Origin of the sequence: Corynebacterium sp. KPL2825, assembly GCF_037908445.1 — a bacterium.
In the GTDB taxonomy this organism is placed as follows: Bacteria; Actinomycetota; Actinomycetes; order Mycobacteriales; family Mycobacteriaceae; genus Corynebacterium; species Corynebacterium kefirresidentii.
Window position 1 is genome coordinate 181,844 of the sequence record NZ_JBBMGI010000004.1, and the last position, 19,719, is coordinate 201,562.

The 19,719-nt window shown below is 59.3% G+C and carries 19 protein-coding genes; 7 read left to right on the forward strand and 12 right to left on the reverse strand.

The annotated features are described in order from the left end of the window. The first annotated feature begins 65 nt into the window (after positions 1 to 65). The gene (locus WMQ00_RS04890) at positions 66 to 2,012 is read left to right on the forward strand and encodes a hypothetical protein (protein ID WP_308767140.1); all 1,947 of its coding nucleotides are present in this window, start codon (positions 66 to 68) and stop codon (positions 2,010 to 2,012) included. 280 nt (positions 2,013 to 2,292) lie between these two features. Here the strand turns inward: WMQ00_RS04890 and WMQ00_RS12000 are convergent, their stop codons facing one another. Beyond that, entirely contained in the window at positions 2,293 to 2,814 is a 522-nt protein-coding gene (locus WMQ00_RS12000; RefSeq protein ID WP_369075360.1) for a hypothetical protein, read from the reverse strand. 30 nt (positions 2,815 to 2,844) lie between these two features. Between WMQ00_RS12000 and WMQ00_RS04895 the strand changes: the two genes are divergently transcribed. The 3 genes from WMQ00_RS04895 (at position 2,845) to WMQ00_RS04905 (ending at position 5,105) form a co-directional block, all read left to right on the forward strand. After that, positions 2,845 to 4,326 carry an ApeA N-terminal domain 1-containing protein gene (locus WMQ00_RS04895; protein ID WP_308767139.1) on the forward strand — a complete coding sequence of 494 codons (1,482 nt, stop codon included), beginning with the start codon at positions 2,845 to 2,847 and terminating at the stop codon, positions 4,324 to 4,326. A gap of 385 nt (positions 4,327 to 4,711) precedes the next feature. After that, complete coding sequence (locus tag WMQ00_RS04900; RefSeq protein ID WP_255712281.1) at positions 4,712 to 4,930, forward strand: nucleotidyltransferase family protein; 219 nt, start codon at positions 4,712 to 4,714, stop codon at positions 4,928 to 4,930. Then, entirely contained in the window at positions 4,851 to 5,105 is a 255-nt protein-coding gene (locus tag WMQ00_RS04905) for a HepT-like ribonuclease domain-containing protein (RefSeq protein WP_083298937.1), read from the forward strand. The genes WMQ00_RS04900 and WMQ00_RS04905 overlap by 80 nt, the downstream gene beginning before the upstream one ends. A gap of 91 nt (positions 5,106 to 5,196) precedes the next feature. On the opposite strand, the gene WMQ00_RS04910 is transcribed toward WMQ00_RS04905, so the two are convergent. Continuing rightward, entirely contained in the window at positions 5,197 to 5,547 is a 351-nt protein-coding gene (locus WMQ00_RS04910) for a VOC family protein (RefSeq protein ID WP_034656146.1), read from the reverse strand. 112 nt (positions 5,548 to 5,659) lie between these two features. Here WMQ00_RS04910 and WMQ00_RS04915 point away from each other — a divergent pair, with 112 nt between their 5' ends. Then, positions 5,660 to 6,385 carry a TIGR02391 family protein gene (locus tag WMQ00_RS04915; RefSeq protein ID WP_023020317.1) on the forward strand — a complete coding sequence of 242 codons (726 nt, stop codon included), beginning with the start codon at positions 5,660 to 5,662 and terminating at the stop codon, positions 6,383 to 6,385. Between the two features lie 915 nt (positions 6,386 to 7,300). Here WMQ00_RS04915 and WMQ00_RS04920 read toward each other — a convergent pair. The 5 genes from WMQ00_RS04920 to betA all read right to left on the reverse strand — a co-directional run bounded on the left by WMQ00_RS04920 (position 7,301) and on the right by betA (position 12,208). After that, positions 7,301 to 9,193 carry a heavy metal translocating P-type ATPase gene (locus tag WMQ00_RS04920; RefSeq protein ID WP_340440724.1) on the reverse strand — a complete coding sequence of 631 codons (1,893 nt, stop codon included), beginning with the start codon at positions 9,191 to 9,193 and terminating at the stop codon, positions 7,301 to 7,303. Next, positions 9,190 to 9,549 (reverse strand): Cd(II)/Pb(II)-sensing metalloregulatory transcriptional regulator CmtR, encoded by a 360-nt coding sequence (cmtR, locus tag WMQ00_RS04925; RefSeq protein WP_023016478.1) that lies wholly within the window; start codon positions 9,547 to 9,549, stop codon positions 9,190 to 9,192. The genes WMQ00_RS04920 and cmtR overlap by 4 nt, the downstream gene beginning before the upstream one ends. 105 nt (positions 9,550 to 9,654) lie before the next feature. Next, positions 9,655 to 9,783, reverse strand: a complete 129-nt coding sequence (locus WMQ00_RS04930) for a hypothetical protein (RefSeq protein WP_023020314.1) — start codon at positions 9,781 to 9,783, stop codon at positions 9,655 to 9,657. 344 nt (positions 9,784 to 10,127) lie between these two features. Continuing rightward, positions 10,128 to 10,256, reverse strand: a complete 129-nt coding sequence (locus WMQ00_RS04935; RefSeq protein WP_023020313.1) for a hypothetical protein — start codon at positions 10,254 to 10,256, stop codon at positions 10,128 to 10,130. A gap of 176 nt (positions 10,257 to 10,432) precedes the next feature. Beyond that, positions 10,433 to 12,208, reverse strand: coding sequence for a choline dehydrogenase (gene betA, locus WMQ00_RS04940; protein ID WP_259824800.1), 1,776 nt, complete (start codon positions 12,206 to 12,208; stop codon positions 10,433 to 10,435). A 333-nt stretch (positions 12,209 to 12,541) separates the two neighbouring features. Between betA and betT the strand changes: the two genes are divergently transcribed. Both betT and WMQ00_RS04950 read left to right on the forward strand, forming a co-directional pair. Continuing rightward, positions 12,542 to 14,791, forward strand: coding sequence for a choline BCCT transporter BetT (gene betT, locus WMQ00_RS04945; protein ID WP_023020311.1), 2,250 nt, complete (start codon positions 12,542 to 12,544; stop codon positions 14,789 to 14,791). Positions 14,792 to 14,836: 45 nt separating this feature from the next. Continuing rightward, positions 14,837 to 16,414, forward strand: coding sequence for an aldehyde dehydrogenase family protein (locus WMQ00_RS04950; RefSeq protein ID WP_340440725.1), 1,578 nt, complete (start codon positions 14,837 to 14,839; stop codon positions 16,412 to 16,414). A gap of 141 nt (positions 16,415 to 16,555) precedes the next feature. Here the strand turns inward: WMQ00_RS04950 and WMQ00_RS04955 are convergent, their stop codons facing one another. The 5 genes from WMQ00_RS04955 to WMQ00_RS04975 form a co-directional block, all read right to left on the reverse strand. Then, entirely contained in the window at positions 16,556 to 17,098 is a 543-nt protein-coding gene (locus WMQ00_RS04955; RefSeq protein WP_340440726.1) for an NADPH-dependent FMN reductase, read from the reverse strand. A 38-nt stretch (positions 17,099 to 17,136) separates the two neighbouring features. Further along, positions 17,137 to 17,826, reverse strand: a complete 690-nt coding sequence (locus WMQ00_RS04960) for an alpha-ketoglutarate-dependent dioxygenase AlkB (protein WP_340440727.1) — start codon at positions 17,824 to 17,826, stop codon at positions 17,137 to 17,139. Between the two features lie 400 nt (positions 17,827 to 18,226). Continuing rightward, positions 18,227 to 18,598, reverse strand: coding sequence for a hypothetical protein (locus WMQ00_RS04965; protein WP_340440728.1), 372 nt, complete (start codon positions 18,596 to 18,598; stop codon positions 18,227 to 18,229). Positions 18,599 to 18,642: 44 nt separating this feature from the next. Continuing rightward, positions 18,643 to 18,978: a hypothetical protein gene (locus WMQ00_RS04970; RefSeq protein WP_340440729.1), complete on the reverse strand. Its 336-nt coding sequence runs from the start codon at positions 18,976 to 18,978 to the stop codon at positions 18,643 to 18,645. Continuing rightward, positions 18,968 to 19,719 (reverse strand): hypothetical protein (locus tag WMQ00_RS04975; protein WP_340440730.1); only part of this gene is annotated, 752 nt, incomplete at its 5' end. The genes WMQ00_RS04975 and WMQ00_RS04970, both read right to left, overlap by 11 nt.

The window sequence follows — 19,719 nt, forward strand, 5'->3', positions numbered from 1 at the left end:
TCAAATTCGTGCCACTAGGCGCCCCCGAACTGTATAGAGTGACGCCTACCGGGAGGGAGATTCGAGTGTCGGAAAGCGGACCAGAGAAGAGACTGAAGTTCTTCGGCCTCAGCGACTACGGAACCTTCTGGCAGGCCGACCGCCTCCTAGAGCTCGTCCGTGAATTCGATGCTACTCGTGGCGATCAAGGCATAAACGACATCGTTGAGTTGCATCATCTCGCGTTGTTCCTAGAACACAAAGTTCTCCCGAAGGACCTGGCCGAAGCAGAGCGAGACGCGCCTCTGGCGCACGTCCCCGAGATCCGGGAAGTCATCGGCAGGTTTTTCGGCAAAGTGACTGACGCCACCTTCTCAACGCTCGTTCAGGACGTTGACTTTCAGTACCGCACAGACGTCCTCGATCTCCTCGGAAAAAACAAGGTCTTCGAGCGCTGCACTGACTCGATCGTGCTTGCTGCACTTCAAGAGCAGAGTTTCCACCCGCACGATCTGCTCTCATGCCAGGCACTCGTGCGTGCCTACGACCAGGAGATTCGGGCCCTGCTACTCGATGAGCCGCGCAATGCTGAGCTGCTTGCGCGGAAGTTCCTCCAGTCCGAGGGGCGGGATCCAATCCATATTCCGAAGAGCTTCACTCCCGCGGATCAGCGTGGCCTGTTTGACCGCTACCTCGATGAGGAAGAGCCCAACCTCAACTTCGTCAAGCTGATCGCATCCGCACGAGCTGACAAGAACACCGGCGTCGATGCACGACTGAAGCTAAAGGCTCGTCGCAAGGCAGATGCGCTCACGAAGAAGATGTTCGAGTCCACGGAGGGGATCAAGACCGGCTGCGAAGTGGGCATCTCGGCCGATCAGGTCGAAGAGGTCGTCCAGTCTTTGGACGGCATGGTTGGCAAGTACTCCTACAGTCGAACCTGGCTCACGGAGAACCTCGACTACCCGACTATCCTGAATAACTTTGTTCACCTGTTCCAGTTCGCCAACGACCACATGCTCCTGGAACTCCCTTCCTACGGAGCGCAACTTGGCGTCTTCGAGCGGTTCATGGGTACGCCGGGCAAGGGCGACTACCGGACGGGGGCGGTGTTCAGGCTCAAGGATCAGGCGTCCTTGCTCCAGACCTTGATGTACGAGCGCTTCCTCAGCTCCGAAGGTATAGAGCTCGAGTCGGTCATCGCTTGGTTCTTCACGGACTACCTTGAGCAGGAGTTCGGTGCTAAGGGGCTGAAGTACCGCGCCTCCAGCCCGACCGCTACCTACCTTGAGAAGAGCCGCCATCTGTTCTCAGAGATGGAGAGCGTCCTCAAGCAGTTCACGCTGCATGTCGACTACGGCGAGGTTGACCCGGAGCTGTTGACAATCACATCGGAGCAGCTTTCCTACGGCGACATCCCGAGTCAGGTTGTGGATAAGTACGCCTACGTTGCCAACAACGCGGACATCCAAGGAATTCAGCACCTGCTCTTCTCGGACCAATCCGGATTGGTGCACATCAGCAGCGATCTGGAGGCAGAGAGCTTCCTCCACTTGGTCATCGCCAATGACATCGCCTACGACCAGTTCCACGAGTACCAACAGCGCAACATCGACTTCCTGGTCGAGAAGGGCATCCTGACCGGAGATCGTGACCGAATTGCGTTTGCAAGCGCGCCACAATTGCATGTGCTCAAGGAACTCTGGGAGTACGAGGTGACGAGCTGTCTCCATCATTCGGCGGCCGGCCAGAAAGCCATTGACGAGATGGTGAGCGCCGGATGGCTGGCGCATCGATCAACGCTGCTCAGCGCCGCGGAGGTCAGCTACTTCAACTACTTCCTTAACGATAAGGAGTTCAGCAACGGACCTAGCCTGCGCAACCGCTACCTCCATGGATCACAGGCAGACGGTGACGACGACCGCGTTCACCGCCACACGTATCTAACAGCGCTCCGCCTACTCGTTGCGCTGGTCATCAAGATCAACGATGACTTCTGCCTGACGGATAACGCCGTGCTCGCGAAGGAATAGGGGCCGACCGCTGGCATGTCGAGCCCTCTTCAGATCCCTAGTATGTGGCGTCTCAGCCGGGTTCCCTGCCGGCGTGATGGCGCGGTACCTCCTTCGTGGCGTCCTGCAGGCTGACCCACGTCGAGGGTGAGCCTGTGTCCCCTGATCAGTAGCGAGCACTGACCGTGGGGAGGGGGAGCACGTGAACCCCGTGTTCAGATGTACCTATGTGCCGGAACTCGGTGGAGTTTAGATTCAACGTGTGATCGACCGCCGATTATCGGGCACGCTGGACTTCAGTTCATCTGTGGTCGAGCGGCCCAGGCGTTGACATTGCATTGCTGCTCGGTGTGGTCGCCCGCAGCCCGAGCGAGTGTCTCGCTCCGGCTGCGATCGCTGTGATGCCGGTCCATGACTGGACATCGCACTGGCCGAACTGGTTGTCGCCCGTTCCGAAGACCCTTCCGGTCTGGCTCAGTGCGAGCGTATGGACGGAGCCGGCCGCCACTGAGGTGATGCTTCTCCACGATGACACCTCGCACTGGCCTCTGCTGTCGTCGCTGACGGCGACGACGGTGCCGTCTTCGTGTAAGCCGACGGTGTGCAGGTAGCCGGCAAAGACCCCGGACACGTGTGTCCACCGGGCGACGTCGGTCTGCCCTCGCTGATTGTTGCCAGTTGCGAGGGCTGTGCCGTCGCGTCGAACTGCGATTGTGTGCCAGTCGCCGCATCCGATCTCAGTTGACCATGATCTCGCTGTAGATTGTCCTACGTGGGGGGCATGTGGTGGAGTAAAGATTTTCGACCTGACATCTGGCCGCAAGACAGGAAGGAGCCCGGGACCGGGAGTACGATGCCTAATGATCCTCTCAACCTCGACAAGGTCGGCGAGTGGGCTGGCGTGTGGTGGCTGCCGGAAGCCCCTAGCGAGAAGGTCCCGGGTGTCCTACGGTACGACCCGGAAGATGGTCTCTCTCTGTCGCTGATCGGCACCTTCGAGGATCGGATCTTGACGACGGACTCGTCTGGATGGACTGCTGTTCACGAAGGAACCCGCACCTGGGAAGTCATGCACGGTGTGGCCGAGCTCAGGGAGATCACACTGCTTGGCTGTGTTCCTAGGAGCACCAGAAGGACCATGGGTGCGCGAGTGGCGAGCCCTGATAAGCAGACCGTGACCGCGACGGTCGCCATCATCGGCGCGCATGTCAGCGGTGACGCGGATCCGGCGTTCGCTAGGGCAGAAGTCTCAGTCGAGGATCTGAGTCTCTGGGCGGCGTCTTCTGTGTTCGAAGGATCCCTCGGGGCTCCCGACGGCAAGATCGATGGGACCGGGCGTATCTCGGTGAAGCCGGTCGAGGCGCAATCGGTCGTGGTCGACGACACTGAGTATCGCCTTCAGCACACGCACACGCTTCCATTCTTCGACCAGCGCAAGGGAGGAAGCGTCGGACGTATGCGGGACACGGTGTCCATCTGCGTCGTGCCAGCTGAACCATTCTCTCTGAATGTTGCTCTGCAGGAGGCGAGCCTGGTGCAGGACCTGATCTCCCTGGCGACGCATCGCGCGGCCGGAGTGATCTGGCTCCGACTGGAAGTTGCCGGGACCGAGTCGCACTTCCCTGATGGCCGCCCGCTGCCGCGCCGACGTGCCGATGTGCTCTACTCACCGGCCGCGCTTGGAAAACACGACGCGAAAGCCGTCGATCACCACCGAATGTTCTTCACCTGCGGCTCGATCCCATTTGAGGAGGTCATGCCCCGATGGTGCGAGGCCCATGGCCGCCTGGAGGCAGCGACAAACATGATCTTGGGCTTGCGCTACGCACCGGCCCGTTTTGTTGAGAACAATCTTCTGACGGCAGTCGGTGCTGCCGAGGTGTTGCACCGCAACCTCCGCATCGACGAGAAACCGTTCCCCAACGCGGAGTTCAGGGCGATGCGAGAGGCGATGCTGGCGCAGGTTCCCGATGAGCACCGAAACAGGTTCAAGGGGGCGATCCGCAACGACCCGACCCTCCGTGATCGGCTCCATGCCCTCGCCGCGCGACCCGATCAGGAAGCGATCGCACAGCTCTTACCGGATGTCGACCATTGGGCGAAGTGGACGACGCGCGCCCGCAATGACCTCGCGCACGAGGGCAGAACGCCCAACCATTCCATCGAGGAGCTGATCGCCGTCGTCGAGGTGACGACCGCGGTCGTAATCCTCAACGTCTTGCACGAGCTCGGGTTGCCGGCGGAGCGGCAGCGAGAGATCGTGCGGGAGCACCCGCAACTGAGGGCTACGTTCCGTACCGCTGCCGAATGGCTGGTTCCCTCACCAAACCCTTAGGTGCACTGCGATAGCCGCTACTTCGGAACCTCCGTGACGCTGCTGCCCGGTCGTTTAGTGCGAGACGCGTGTAAGCCTGCTCTATCGCTCGTTCGCTGAGTGCGTCATGGCGGGCGGGCGAGACGACCGGCTGTAAGTGGTGGCAGCGCGTCAGTGCCGCCTGGTGCGGCGGTGAGACGGGAGAATGTCGTCGGCCCTTAAGAACGCGGTGGAGTTCCGCTTCAATGTCAAAGCTCCATGTCGACGTGCTGCCGGGCCCGTTACCCCCGGAAGCATGTCTGAGACCGTCATGACGCCTGAGACGCTTGCCCTACGCGGGATTCTCGTTGCGCGTCTTGACTAGTTCCAGGCGCTCATCGATCGGTACGGCGCGACCAACCCGAAGTTGTTCGGGTCCGTCGCGCGCGGCACCGCGTCTGCAGGATCGGACATCGACATCCTCGTCGGGATGGACCCTGCGGAGGGACGTCTCCTGATGCGTGCGTCTGGTCTGCTCGAGGAGAGTCGCGCTCTGTTCGGGCGCGATGGCATCGACGTGTTTCCTGCCCAGTTGCTCAGGCACCCGGTATCCGCTTCGACGCTCGCCGAGGCGGTGCCGCTGTGAGTCGCAGTCCGGCGAAGCCGTGAACCATCTTCCCGATGAGATCACCGGCGCGCACCCTGAGATCGTCTGGCCTCAGATTCGGGATTTCCGCAACATCCTGGTGCACCAGTATTTCGGCGTCGACATCGACGTGGTCCGCGATGTCGTCGATACTCATCTGCCTCCTCTTGCCTAGGCGCTGCGGTGCCACATCTCTGCTAACTGACGGCGCGGCTCCAAAGGTTATTCGGCTACGGAACGTGGTCGAGTTCAAGTTCAACGTGTAGCTAGGCCCCGGGGTTACCCACGCAGAACTCGTTGCCTTCCGGGTCCTGCATGACGGTCCACACCAATCCCGGCGCTTCGTGGGTGGTGAGTTCGGTGGCGCCTAGGTCTTTGAGGCGTTCTATTAAAGTTTCGCGCTCCGCCCCGCCAACGTCGACGTGCATGCGGTTTTTCCCAGGTGTCGGTTCCTCAACGCGCTGAAATCCCAGCGCCGGGGTGGAATCAACCATCACGAAATCGCCGTAATCCGCGGCGATTTCGCAGCCGGTTGCGGCGGACCAAAACTTGGCGAGCTTTGAGGGATCGTGGCAGTCGAAGGTGATCTGGCGGATCGTGAAGTTGGGATCGCTCATGGTTTCCATGATGGGCGCGCGTCAGCGCGCCTGCAACAATGCGGGGTGTTTCTGGTGGGGTATCAGACCAGTTCTCTCCGGCCATGTCAGCCCCATACGTCATAATGGAGGCATGGCCGAGCTGGACCCCGAGTGGGCGATCAATGAGATAGACGCGTTCCTGCAAGTCACAGCGAAGGTAGTCCCCGACATGGGCCCGGGCATCGCCTACCTTGGAACCGTTATGAGTGGATCGCCGACTGAGGCTGCGGCACGCGCCCATGTCGTTGAAATGATCCTTGACCGAGTGCTTCCCGGGTGGAGACAAGGACGCCCGGTCCAGGACAAGGAGTATAGCTGGCTGAGGGGTCAGGCGGCCCGGGCCAAGACAGCGCTTGAACGTCGGTCTGAACTCGCTGAAAAGCTCGGAGAGAATACGCCAGACTTAGATGCAGCCAATCTGCATCCGTGGGCGTGGGAAAATGGCAAGGGTTACTGGAATCACGGACACTACCATCAAGCCGTGATGCAGGCTGCCATCCGCGTCAATGCAGAGACCCAAGCGAAACTGAACCGCCTAGACGTATCTGAAACAGCACTTTTCAACGAGGCGTTTTCACTCCATGATCCGAAGCGTAATGCGCCGCGCCTTCGGCTTATGGAAAATGATGGCAGTAAGACGTTTGAGAACCTGCATCGGGGCGCCCGCGCCTTTGCAGAGGGCTTGTACGCGGCTATCCGCAATCCCGGGATGCATGTTCCACACGACGGTGGTGAGGAGCAAATCGCGTTGGAGCAGCTCGCGGCTTTCAGTCTATTGGCTCGCTGGGTTGATAAGGCTACCGTCCTGGAGGGGTGACAACATCGGTTTACGGGATAGCAGTCCGCTTGAGCAAAGGATGTGAGGAGCACGAACGCCTGTAATGGAGGTGCCGGGTGCTCAGTCAGCAAGGCCGTCTAGGACCATCGCCGTAGTTTTGTGCAAGGTTAACGCCAGCGACTGGGCTGGGTCCAAGAATGAATCTCGCACCCGTTAAACTGCGCCGACACTCTGTGGAGTTCAAATTAAACGTGTAACGCGGGGCGTTGATGGCGCTTCGCGTTATTGGGGGTAGGTTGAAGCGCGGTCTGTTCGTTCGCCGACGCGGCCGCCGCCGGATGCTCGGCGGCGATTCCGGCCCGAACCTCGGGGACATCCCCCATCTTCGATAGCTTTAGTGAGCACGACCACGACCATCTGAACTGGTGCGCTGGTTTTCGTTCGGCTCTCGGTCTATTCCGCCACCTCATGCGCGGCCGCGAAACCACGCCGAAGAATCTGCATCTAGTCGGTTACGGCAACTGGAACGGCGAGGGCTCGTCAATGCTGATGAGGGTGGGGTCCTTTGTCAAACACACTGCCCAGATAGTCGCGGGCTGTGTCGATGAGACTCGGCAGCACTCCGAATGGATGTCCGCGGTATCAAGGCCGCTGAACTATTCAAATTGCGGGACGAAAAGAGTCTCGCAGTGACGCTTGGTCCCTGAGCAAGTTCGATCCTTCCACGATCTGCGCTGGAGACGCCGAGCGCTCGGGGGTCCTTGACCGGCTGGGGCACGTGCCGGGTGGTGGCTCGCCCACAGCCCCCGTGCCCACCCACACCGAGAAGGGACAGGTCACCGAGTACGATCCCGATTCCACGGAGACGGACCGTGAACTCGAATGACGTGCCTGGCCCAAGGTGTGTCCGCTCGGCGTGTGGTTTAACCCTTATGAGACTTGCCGGTCGCAGCCTCAGCGCTTCGCTTGCGCAGCCCGCAGGCCGTTCAAGATCACGATCACTTCGGCGACCTCGTGAACCAACACGACGGCGGCCAGGCCCAGCACGCCGCTGATCGCCAGTGGCATCAACACGATGATGATGGCCAGAGACAGCACGATGTTCTGGTTGATGATCCTGCTTCCTCGGCGGGCGTGCTGCAGCGCCTTCGGGATTAGCCGGAGGTCGTGGCCGGTGAAGGCGACGTCAGCGGACTCGATCGCGGCGTCAGAGCCGGTCGCTCCCATCGCTATGCCCACCGTCGCGCCCGCCAGTGCCGGCGCGTCGTTGATGCCGTCGCCGATCATCGCCGTCGGCGTCTTGGAGGAGAATTCGGCGACGATGCTTGCCTTGTCCTCAGGGCGCAGCTCGGCGCGCACGTCGTCGATTCCGGCGATTCCAGCCAGCGCCCGGGCGGTGCGAGTGTTGTCGCCGGTGAGCATGCTTACTTCCACGTCGTTGGCGTGCAGGGCCTGCACGGCTTCGGGCACCTCGGGCCGCAACTCGTCGCGGACCCCGATCGCCCCGGCGAGGGCGTCATCGACGGTGACCAGGACGCAGGTCTGGCCCTCGGACTCCATGCGCTCAACGTCCGCTTTCAGTGGCCCGGCGTCGATCCATCGGGGGCTGCCCACCAGCACCCGTCGGCCTTCGACGGTGCCGCCGATGCCATGCCCAGCTTCCTCGCTGATGTCCGAGGCGGTGGGCGCTTCGGGCCCCGCTGCCGCGATCGCCGCGGCGAGGGGGTGTGTCGATTGCTGCTCAACTGCCGCCGCGAAGGAAAGCACCTGCGCCCGATCGAATCCGTCTGCCGGGACCACTCCGGTAACCTCAGGCTGGTTGCGGGTAAGGGTTCCGGTTTTGTCCACTGCCAGGTGACGGATGCCGCCGAGTCGCTCGAACGCCGCGCCGGACTTGATGACCACTCCGAACTGGCTGGCCGCGCCGATCGCGGCCACGACCGTCAGCGGCACGGAGATTGCCAGCGCGCACGGCGACGCTGCGACCAGGACTACCAGCGCACGGGTGATCCACGTCTCAGGGTCGCCCAGCAGCGAGCCGATCACGCCGACCAGCACCGCCAGGATCATCACCCCGGGCACTAGGGGTTGGGCAATCCGGTCGGCGATCCGGGCGCGGTCGCCCTTTTCCGCCTGCGCTTGCTCGACTAGGTCCACGAGTGTGGTCAGCGAGTTGTCCGTTCCAGCTGCGGTCGTCTCGACCTCCAGCACCCCGGCGGAGTTGATCGCTCCCGCAGACACTTCGTCGCCGGGCGCAACCTCCTCCGGAATGGATTCTCCGGTGATCGCTGAGGTGTCAAGGCTGGAGCGCCCGGATCGAATGATGCCGTCCGTGGCGATCCGCTCTCCAGGGCGCACGAGCATTAGCTCGCCAACCTCGAGGTCCTTCGCTTCGACCTCGGCCGCTGTGCCGTCGCGCAGCACCGTCGCGGTCTGCGGTACCAGCTTCAACAGCGCCCGCAGTTCGCCTTGGGCCCGGTCCATCGCCTTGTCTTCCAGTGCCTCGGCGATCGAATACAGGAACGCTAGCGCCGCGGCCTCTCCGACGAATCCGAGGATCACCGCACCGACCGCGCTGATCGTCATTAGCAAGCCAATGCCGAGCTTGCGCTTCGTGACAAGGTTCCGGATCGCTCCAGGCGCGAACGTGTAAGCGCCCAAAAGCAGCCCAACCCAATACAGTACCGTCGCGGGCGTCTCCAAGTCGGACCAGTCCAGCGCCAGTCCTGTTATGAGGGCTACGCCGGAGAAGAACGGCAGCAGTAGCTCAGGGTCCTTCCACCATGGCCGATCGAGCTCGTCGATCTCCGTGGCGGGTTCGTGTTCGCATCCACATGCTGAACTCATACGTCCGCTCCTTTCTCGCCGCAGCCGGGCACCGAGCACTCAGTGTCGATGCAGGGGGCATTCTCGTCGACGGCCAGTGTCGCGTTGACTAGCGCTTCGAGCGCTGCCGCGAGGTGCGGATCGGCGATTTCGTAGCGGGTCTTACGGCCCTCCGGCTCAGCGACGACAATGCCACAATCGCGCAGGCAAGACAGGTGGTTCGAAACGTTCGAGCGGGTCAGATCCAAGCTTTGCGAGAGCACAGCCGGGTAGCTCGGACCGTCTAGTAGGGTTATCAGGATTCGGGAGCGCGTCGGATCAGCCATGGCCCGGCCGAGCCGGTTCATGACGTCGAGGCGCGAAGCAATAGTCAGCATGTGCTGAACTATACAGTGTGCGATGAACTATTTAAAATGGGCTGAACTAACAGTCACGCGAAAGTCCTGCGACCTGCAAGAATTAGTCGATGGGATAGCCGATGACTAGTCCTTCACGGTTCGCCTGCCAACCCAACGAGGGGCGACGTGGGCGGCGAAATTCTCCAGAATCTTCACGTGGACGTCCACACCCACCCCTGTGGGGATGGTGATGAACAGGGTGTCGGCGGACATGACGGCGGCGTAGGTGCGGCCAGCGACACTGACACCAGGTTCTCCATCAAGAGCTAGACACTCACGGACATTGCGTACGGGTCAAACCACACGTAGCGAAGCTTTCTAATAGCCAAATGACTATCTCTTTTCGCTGGTATCCGGGAATGATACTTCCTTGAAGTCGGCGGTGTTGGCTACCCCGCGTACGAAGTACTGGAACTGCTGCTTGGAAACCACTTTGGTCTACGAAGACATAGCCCTTCAAACTACATCGCAGGAAAATTCCATTTCACGGTCGGTATGGGCCTTTTGCAGTTGGTTAATTCGAAATTCGTTCACCATCTCCTTAGCCACCCGCACGATTAACGCGGTGTTTCGCCATCTTCGCGCGAGGAGAGCAGCTCCTTCAGGTGCCTATCGATGTCATCGAGCTTTCTCAGAACGGATACGGCGAAAACGATACTAATTACTAAGGCGATAATGCTGAGCATCAATGTCTTCCTTTACTCTGTCACTTCAATCCAGCGGAGCCGATTCCTTGCCCGACGATTAAACCATGGTTCTGGCCCAGCAGAGAGGTGCACGGGAAAAGGGGATGTCGGCAAGCAAAAGCGCCGCGCCCCAAGAATGGGAAACGCGGCGCTAGAGCAATCCGGCGGCAGGCTGCTTAGTGGTCAGCGCCCTGGATGGAGTGCTTGTGATCGCGGACTGCTTCGCCCTCAGCGTAGAGCGGCATATCGTGCTTAGCCTTGTACCACTCGGCGTAGTTTGGCTCCAGCGGGGTGCGGCCGGCGATGAGGTCAGCGGCCTTCTCGCCCACCATCATGGTTGGGGAGTAGATATTTCCGTTGGTCACGGATGGGAAGACGGAGGCATCCGCAATGTAGAGACCTTCGACGCCCCATACACCCATGGTGTCCGGATTAACGACGGCCATCGGATCAGACTCCGCACCCATCTTGGCGGTGCAGGATGGGTGCAGCGCGGTCTCCCCATCGTTGCGGACCCACTCCAAGATCTCCTCGTCGGTCTGGACATCCGGGCCCGGGCTGAACTCGCGGGCACCTACCTCTTCCATGGCCTTGGTATCCAGCAGGGAGCGGGCAACGCGTACGGCCTCAACCCACTCGCGGCGGTCCTGGTCGGTCTTCAGGTAGTTGAAGAGGATGGATGGCTTGTCGTGGATATCGGCGCTCTTGATGTGAACGTGGCCCTTGGTATCGGAGAACATCGGGCCAACGTGCCACTGGAAGCCGTGCTTGACGTCCGCCTTCTGGCCGTCATAACGCACGGCCATCGGCAGGAAGTGGAACATGAGGTTCGGGTAGTCCTCGTTCTCATTGGAGCGCACGAAGCCGCCTCCCTCGAAGTGGGAGGTAGCAACCGGGCCCTTGTGGGTCAGCAGCCACTGCAGACCCATGAACGGCCAGCGCCACTTATCCAGGTAAGGCTGGGAGGATGCGGTGGACTTGGTGGTCTCATACTGGATGTAGACCTCGAGGTGGTCCTGCAGGTTCTCGCCCACACCTGGCAGGTGCTTGACGACGTCGATGCCGTGCTTCTCCAGAATCTCACGGTCACCAATGCCGGAAATTTCCAGCAGCTGCGGGGTGTTAATGGCACCGGCGGACAGCACGATCTTCTCGGCGTAGACGCGGTGAACGCCGCCCTGCCACTCATACTCGACGCCGACGGCCTTCTGGCCCTCGAAGAGGATCTTGGTGGTGAAAGCGCGGGTGCGGATCTCGAGGTTCTCGCGATCCATGTTGGGGTACAGGTAGGCGCGGGCAGCGGACCAGCGCTTGCCGTTCTTAATATTGCGATCGAACGGAGCGAAGCCTTCCTGGCGGTAACCATTGACGTCATTGGTCAGGTTGTAGCCGGCTTCCTGCACAGACTTGAACAGGGCCTGGAAGAGCTCGGAGGTAGCCGGGCCGCGGGAGAGGTACAGCGGGCCATCGTGGCCACGGCGCGGATCGTTCGGCTCGGCCGCAGCGGCGGTTTCCATGCGGTTGAAGTACGGCAGGCAGTGGGCGAAGTCCCAGTTCTCCATGCCCGGGTTCTGGCCCCACTTCTCGTAGTCCATCGGGTTACCGCGCTGGTAGATCATGCCGTTGATGGAGGAAGATCCGCCAAGGACCTTGCCGCGAGCATGGTAGACACGGCGGCCGTTCATCTCTGGCTCTGGATCGGACTCATACATCCAGTCATAGTTCTTTGCGCCGATTGGGAAAGAGAAGCCGGATGGCATGTGAATGAACAGATCCCACAAGGAATCTGGGCGGCCAGCCTCAAGGACCAGCACGCGGGTGTTCTTGTCTTCGGTCAGGCGTGCGGCGATGACGGAGCCTGCGGAGCCACCGCCAACGACGACTACGTCGCTTACTTCATCGGTGACCTTTTTAGCGGAACGCTTCTTGGTCAGCTTGTCCATAAAACCCATAAATCCCCTTCTTTCTGTGAAATATTTCACACGTCAAGATTGCCCCACCGGAAGTGAAAATATTGTAATTTATACAAAAGTCTGTAATTATTCACATCGCCTTATGTGCGGGCACTGCCTCCAGAGTACACATCCCGCTAGAAGTTTGCCCATCTTAATGTATATTTACCTTGTCCGGATGGATTTCTCTGGAGATGAAATCCGCAGTCTTTGCGCATAGTTCGCCCGAATATGATTCATTTCACTCACCTATCTCTCCCTGCGATCTTGTGAGCATTTTGGGGCACTCGTGCGAAAGATTCGGCCCAAAACAACCAGCAATAGGAGAAGTAGATGGCTAACTTTGATCCTCACAATCCTGAGGAGTCTCTCACTTCACATAAAGACCCCCAAGAAGGGGGTAAAAACACCTCTCTCGCAACCCCCTCTGGAGAGCCCAAGAAGCGCAGCCCGCGCTACCAAGTCCGCGCCCTCGTCGGCAGCTACAAGGCCGAAACCGGCGATGCCGTAGGCGCGGATCAGGTCCCTGCTCCCAAGACAAACTGGCCGGTATTTATCATCTCTGGCGTCCTCATTATTGCCATGGCGCTCTATGCCGGGCTCGGCCGCGATTCCGCGGCAGAAACCCTCGCCAGTGTGACCGGCTGGATCGGCCACAACCTTGGCTGGTTCTACGTTCTCACCGCCACCATCGCCGTGGTCTTCGTGCTCTATATTGCCTTTTCCAATGCCGGCAATATCCGCCTCGGACCGGACCACTCGCGGCCGAAATTTAATACCTTCTCCTGGGCGTCCATGCTCTTTGCCGCTGGCATCGGCGTGGACCTCATGTTCTTCGCCGTGGCCGAGCCAGTCACCATGTACATGCAGCCACCGGTCGGTGACGGCGAAACCATGGAGGCCGCCAAGGAAGCCGTGGTCTATGCCATGTTCCACTATGGCCTCACCGGCTGGGCGCTTTATGCACTTATGGGCATGGCCTTTGGCTACTTTGCCTACCGCCTGAACATGCCGCTGGCTATCCGCTCCGCGCTCTACCCGCTCATCGGCAAGCGCGTGCACGGCCCTATCGGCTCCGCGGTGGACATCGCCGCCATGCTGGGCACCGTCTTCGGTGTGACCGCTTCCCTGGGCATCGGCGTGGTGCAGCTGTCCTATGGCTTCCACCTCATCTTCGGCATCGAGCAGGGCCTTGGACTGCAGTCCGCCCTCATTATTATTGCGGTGGCCATTGCCACGCTGTCGGCTGTATCCGGCGTCGATAAGGGCATTCGCTTCCTCTCCGAGCTCAACGTCTATTTGGCCATCGCACTGATGGTCTACGTCGTGGTCTTTGGCAAGACCGCCTACCTCTTCGATGCCATCGTGACCAATATCGGTGACTACGTCGCAAAATTCCCATCTTGGACCATGGAGACCTTCGCCTTCGCCGAAGACCAAGCCAACGTAGATACCTGGATGCAGTCCTGGACCCTCTTCTTCTGGGCATGGTGGATCGCCTGGGCGACCTTCGTCGGCCTCTTCCTGGCCCGCATCTCCCGCGGCCGCACCCTGCGCCAGTTCATCTTCGGCACCCTGACCTTCCCGTTCCTATTCATCCTGATGTGGATGTCCTTCTTTGGTAACACTGCCTTGGACATGGTCCGCTCCGGTGACTACCCCGAATTCGCCGAGAACGCTATTAACGTGCCAGAGCAAGGCTTCTACGACATGCTGCACGAGTTCCCAGGCTCTGGCATCGTCATTTTCTTGACCACCTTTATTGGCCTACTGCTCTATATCACCTCGGCCGACTCCGGCGCGCTGGTGATGTCCAACTTCACCTCTCGCATCACCGATAACCGCCAGGATGGCGCACGCTGGCTGCGCATCTTCTGGTCCGTAACCGTAGGTGCGCTGACCCTTGCCCTGCTACAGATCGATGGCATCGCCACCGTGCAATCCGCGACCGTCGTGATGGGCCTGCCCTTTGCCTTCGTGGTCTACCTCATCATGTTCTCCCTGTGGAAGTCCCTGCGCCTGGAAAACGTGCAGCGCGAGGCCCGCACCACCGCTATACATGGTGTGATTTCCTCCCGTACCGAGCGCGAGCCTTCGGATTCCAACCTGTGGAAGAACCGCCTCGACCGCGCCAATACCTTCCCTTCCAAGAAGGAGATGGATACTTACCTGCGCGATACCGCCACCTACGCCTTGGAGCAGGTTGCTACCCACATGCGTACCCGCGGCTACGACGCCATCTTGCTCACCAGCGAGCTTCCCGACGTCGAATTGCCCCAGCTCGACCTAGAGGTAAAGCTGCACAATGAGCGCATGTTCCGCTACCAGCTCTTCCCGGTCGCGGCCGAGCGCCCCGATTTCAGCGCGGGCGAAGGCGACGAGTACTACCGCCTCGAGGTCTATGACATGACTGGTTCGCTGGGCTATGACGTCTACGGCTATTCCGAGAATCAGATCATTAACAATGTGCTGGATCTTTATGAACGCCACTTGGCCTTCCTCTACATGCAGCAGACCCAGCCGGGCGACTCCGATGTCTCCGATGGCGCCGAGCCTGAGCGCACCTGGCGCGAAGATAGCTAAGCTGGCCACTACAACTACCTCTATGAGAGAAAGGTTGCTTTTCACTTGAGCACCCAGAACACTTTGTTCGACCCCACCCAGACCGAGCTGCTGAAGGGCGTGCATACCGATGGCGCCCCGAAGTCCCTGTTCATCAACGGTAAGTGGGAAGCCGCCCAAAGCGGCGAAACCCGCACCATCATCTGCCCGGCCGATGGTTCCACCGTCGGTTTAGTCTCCGAAGCATCCGACGAGGACACCGAGCGCGCCATCAAGGTTGCCCGTGAAACCTTCGATAACGGCGAGTGGGCCAATACCCCGTCCGCCGAGCGTGGCAAGCTGGTTATCCGCGTGGCCGATTTCATCCGTGAACACAAGGAACTTTTCGCTCAAGCCGAGTCCGCTGATACCGGCAAGCGCTACGAGGAGTCCTTGGGCGATATGGATGACATCGCCAACGCCTTTGAGTACTTCGGCACCCTGGCCCAGCACCAGGCCGGCCGCGTAGTCGACCCGCAGGATCCCAACCTGCGATCCCGCATCGACGCCGAGCCCGTCGGCGTCTGTGGCCTGATTACCCCATGGAATTACCCGCTACTGCAGGTCTCCTGGAAGGTCGGCCCGGCCCTGGCCGCCGGCAATACCTTCGTCCTTAAGCAGGCGGAGCTCACCCCACACACCGCGATGCTGCTCATGGCCGCCCTCAAGAAGTGCGGCCTGCCGGACGGCGTAGGCAACCTCATCACCGGCGCCGGCGCTAACTGCGGCAACCCGCTCTCCCAGCACCCAGATGTAGACATGGTCTCCTTCACCGGTGGCCTGGTCACCGGCAAGATCATCGCCAAGAATGCGGCGGAGACCGTCAAACGCACCGCGCTCGAACTCGGCGGCAAGAACCCGAACGTCATCTTCGCCGATGCCGATTTCGACGTAGCCGTGGACAACGCCCTCAACGGCGCCTTCTTCCACTCCGGCCAGGTCTGCTCCGCAGGCTCCCGCATCGTTGTCGAAGAGTCTCTGCACGATAAGTTCGTCGATGCCCTGGTAGAGCGCGCCAATAAGATCAAGATCGGCGGCCCGACCGATGACAAGGCCGAAACCGGCCCGCTCATCTCCGCTGAACACCGCGAGAAGGTCGCCGCCTACGTGGACAAGGCTCGCGAGCAGGGCGCCAAGATCCTCACCGGTGGCCGCGCTGCTACCAGCGAGGACACCAATGGCCAGCACGGCACCGGCACCACCGACTTGGGCGCTGGTGTCTACTACCTGCCGACCATCATTGATGGTGCTACCCGCGAGATGGACTGTGTCCACGACGAGGCCTTCGGCCCGACCGTGACCATCGAGACCTTCACCACCGAGGAGGAGGCCATCGCCATCGCGAACGACACCGAGTACGGCTTGGCAGGCGCCGTCTACACTTCCGACGCCGGCCGCGCCGAGCGCGTAGCCCGCGCCCTGCGCCACGGCACCATCTGGATTAACGACTTCCACCCGTACCTGCCGCAGGCAGAGTGGGGCGGCTTCAAGCAGTCCGGCAACGGCCGCGAGCTTGGCCCCACCGGCTTGGCCGAGTACCAGGAGCACAAGCACGTGTACCAGAACCTCTCCCCTGCCGCGTGGGATCAGTTCGGCCTGCAGTAACTAAACCGGCCACATAGCATTCAGCCCCCGCGCTCTTCGTGAGCAGCGGGGGCTGGATTTTTATATGAGGCCAACATGTGGCCACGTTATCGGTCTCGTTCGCCTAATGCGGGGCCAGAACGTGGCCGCTGTGCGAACTGATTATGCGGAAACGGCATCTTCCAGCTCGGCCAGCAAGGAATTGGTGCGTTCCACCTTGGCATCTACAGGGCGGAATTCGCCTTCGGTCCAGTCAGTAAAGAAGCCGAAGTCGAGCTGATTGCGCAGCTGCGGCATGGAGAAGTTCACCACGATGGTGCGCCATGCTTCCACACCGCGGATTGCGCCCGCTGGACCGTAACCGGCGAACGCAACCGGCTTGCCGGTCCACTCCCCGGCCAAGCAGTCGAAGGCATTCTTGAACGGACCCGGCACGGAGCGGTTGTACTCCGGGGTAACAAATACGAAACCATCGCAGGCATCCACTGCATCAGACCACGCCTGCACCTTTTCATCCGCATACTGCTTATTGGCGGTGGCAGGAATGACGTCAGTGGTTAGCAGTGGAACATCAAACTCCTTGAGGTCCAGCAGGATGTACTCCACCCTATCCTGGCGCCCCTGGGCAAGATCATAAATCCACTCACCCACTACCTTGCCGGCCGAGTTATCGCGGGTAGTGCCGATGATGCCGATACGAGACATAAGAGGACCTTCTTTCCTTCAAGCTTTATGTAACGTCCCTAGCTTACCGCCCGCGCAGATACTTGTCTGATGGTGATGTTGATACGTCCATCACTCAACCCGCACCCCTCCGGCAACGTGCCGTCATTAACGCGCACTACCCCGTGGTAGGCAAAGCGCTTTGGCCCGCCAAAGACCACCAAATCCCCAGAGCACAGCGTGATATCATCCCACGGCCGCGTGCGCGATTCGGTATGGCCCATGCGGAAAAGAGCCTCATCCCCAATGGATAGCGAAATCACCGGGGCAGGTGACTCCTCCGAATCATCCACATGCATGCCCATGGCCGAGCCCGGCGGATAGTAATTAACTAGCGCCATCTCCGGCACGAAGTTCTCCACCCACGGCTCTAGCTCGGGCGCTACCTCAGCCGCGGCGCGCAGCGCTCTCGGAGCAATCCGCCGCAGGCTCTCCGGCACCGGCGGAACCCGCGTGCCGTCCATATTGTCTACATACCGATAGCTGGGATAATGCCAATACCTGCCCAGATGCAGCTGAAAAACGCTCATTTGCCCGCCGGATTTCAACCGCGGCCGTACCATCGCCATCGGCGTATTCGCATACTCGCGCGCAATGCCACGCATCTCATCTACCAAGGCCCTCTGCTTATCGACGCCCACCCATCCCGGCACATGCCCCACCCCCGAAGCCACACGCACGCTCGGTCGCGGCAGCGAATCAAAAAGCATGACCTCACCCTAAACCCAACGACCCTATAAATCGACCAAGACCTACCATTTTCACCAAGGATCAGAATCCGTACAAGACCACCACCCACATGGCCCGTAGGAATAAAACGACCTCGACTTCCTCGCCAGCCTCGAACTAGACGAGGAGGCTCCTACCGGTTACCAGGCCGCGGATAACGACACGACAACCAGACTGAAAACGAGGAACCAGAGCTAGAAGCAGAGCACGACGGCAACCAGGACGCCGAACTCTAACCGCACCGGAGCCGGAACAGGATTAGTCCTTAGTTGGTGCTTTCCCAGACGTCATCAGGGATAGCCTCCTCCAACTCCCACTCTATGAAGTGCCCCATGAAGGGATGCGTGTACGGAAGTATCCCCCATATAAGTGAAATAGTTCCTACCCCTTCTTCGAGAGCTTTCTGCAGGTAAGAAACACGAACAAAAACATCCACAACAAAGCGATCACTCCTGAGAGAAAGAATGCCTCAGCACTAGATTCCCCCGGAGAACGAGCGAATGAAGTTGCGATGATTTGAGAAGTTGGCAAGAACTTCTCAACACCATTCGTACCCGCCAAGAGTTGATTTGCAATCGAGATTCCCATCGTGGCGATCGTTAGCCCCACTGCTGCACCCAAAACGCCAGCGAAATTATCAATATACGTTGAAAGCCAAAGGTAGAAACAACCTACAGCAAGTATTCCCAAAATGGTCCATAGAGAATAAACGGGAAGAAGCTTACTGAGCGGCTCCTCAGGATAGCCACTCATGTACTTATAGATGAGAGTGATTAAAAATTGAAGTACACCCATAGCTAGGGCGAGGGAAAAAGGATAGAAATCTTCTCAATCAGAAGTTTCTTCCTTCCATTAGGTTGGCTTTTAATCCAATTGATATTTCCCCTTTTTTGCTCCGGCCCCATTAAGGTCGCGGAAATTGCTGCCACCAAAATAGGGGAAAGGATTCCGAAGTAAAGTCCCCCCATATTTGCCCAAGCAAAACCAATGGCACTGTTGGAATCTTGACCCCATTTCTCTTCCGGAACCATTGCGATTCCGAAACAAAACGCTAAGAGAAAAAGAAGTACTACCGCGAGAGCAATCAAAATCGTAGCTGGCGACTTCCGAAACACTGTCAAATTAAAGTTCATCTTGAAACCTCCGAGGAACCACAACAATTGAAAAAGTTGCAACAACAAGGGCGACTATGATCACAATTCCCAGATCCGAAAGAGACAAGACGTGATCCAAAAGACTGTCTTCTTGTACCCCTACAGGGGATAGAGCTCCAACTAAAGTGAAAGGAATGAAAATTGCTACTGCCTGAGGGATCATGTGACCAGCTGAACCGAGAACTGAGCCTATCAGCGCGATACCAACGACCCATCCAGGGTGCTTGAGACGCAAGGCAAGATGGAGGAACAAGGGAACCAAGGCAACAGTTTCCATCAACAAAGCAAAAACTACGACTACCAATTGGTTCCCTAAGACTGGAACGTTGAAAGAACGACTAGCTTGAACTGTCGCTAGTATGACAGCTGCAATTCCGAAGAATGCTACTAAACTCACCCATACAGACTTAATGAGCATGATTTCCCTGGCGGATGTCCCCAGAGATTGCAGCCGCGTAAGCATACGATTTTTACGATCGATCGACGAGATCACCAAAGAATACGAACCAATCAAGAGAGGAAGCATCAGACTTCCCAACTGAACCATATTCAACGTCAATGACCGCGGGTCCCGTTCTGTAGGATCCAGCTGGTTAAAGGTAGTAGTAGTCAAAATGAAAGCCCAAAACCCAAAAAGAACAATCGTGCTGTCAAGGGGTGAATGCGCCACTTCGACCGGGAGGTAGTTGTGACGCGTTGGACTCCGAAGGATGTTAAGGA

Excerpts from the sequence above, each read along its gene's own strand:
- WMQ00_RS04915 (WP_023020317.1), top strand. The coding sequence starts at position 5,660 with ATGGCCGAGCTGGACCCCGAGTGGGCGATCAATGAGATAGACGCGTTC.
- WMQ00_RS04895 (WP_308767139.1), top strand. The coding sequence starts at position 2,845 with ATGCCTAATGATCCTCTCAACCTCGACAAGGTCGGCGAGTGGGCTGGC.
- WMQ00_RS04965 (WP_340440728.1), bottom strand. The coding sequence starts at position 18,598 with ATGAGTGGCTATCCTGAGGAGCCGCTCAGTAAGCTTCTTCCCGTTTAT.
- WMQ00_RS04920 (WP_340440724.1), bottom strand. The coding sequence starts at position 9,193 with ATGAGTTCAGCATGTGGATGCGAACACGAACCCGCCACGGAGATCGAC.
- WMQ00_RS04960 (WP_340440727.1), bottom strand. The coding sequence starts at position 17,826 with ATGCTTTTTGATTCGCTGCCGCGACCGAGCGTGCGTGTGGCTTCGGGG.
- WMQ00_RS04930 (WP_023020314.1), bottom strand. The coding sequence starts at position 9,783 with ATGTCCGCCGACACCCTGTTCATCACCATCCCCACAGGGGTGGGTGTG.
- WMQ00_RS04970 (WP_340440729.1), bottom strand. The coding sequence starts at position 18,978 with ATGAACTTTAATTTGACAGTGTTTCGGAAGTCGCCAGCTACGATTTTG.
- cmtR (WP_023016478.1), bottom strand. The coding sequence starts at position 9,549 with ATGCTGACTATTGCTTCGCGCCTCGACGTCATGAACCGGCTCGGCCGG.
- WMQ00_RS04955 (WP_340440726.1), bottom strand. The coding sequence starts at position 17,098 with ATGTCTCGTATCGGCATCATCGGCACTACCCGCGATAACTCGGCCGGC.
- WMQ00_RS04935 (WP_023020313.1), bottom strand. The coding sequence starts at position 10,256 with ATGCTCAGCATTATCGCCTTAGTAATTAGTATCGTTTTCGCCGTATCC.
- WMQ00_RS04910 (WP_034656146.1), bottom strand. The coding sequence starts at position 5,547 with ATGAGCGATCCCAACTTCACGATCCGCCAGATCACCTTCGACTGCCAC.
- WMQ00_RS04905 (WP_083298937.1), top strand. The coding sequence starts at position 4,851 with ATGGCATCGACGTGTTTCCTGCCCAGTTGCTCAGGCACCCGGTATCCG.
- betA (WP_259824800.1), bottom strand. The coding sequence starts at position 12,208 with ATGGGTTTTATGGACAAGCTGACCAAGAAGCGTTCCGCTAAAAAGGTC.
- betT (WP_023020311.1), top strand. The coding sequence starts at position 12,542 with ATGGCTAACTTTGATCCTCACAATCCTGAGGAGTCTCTCACTTCACAT.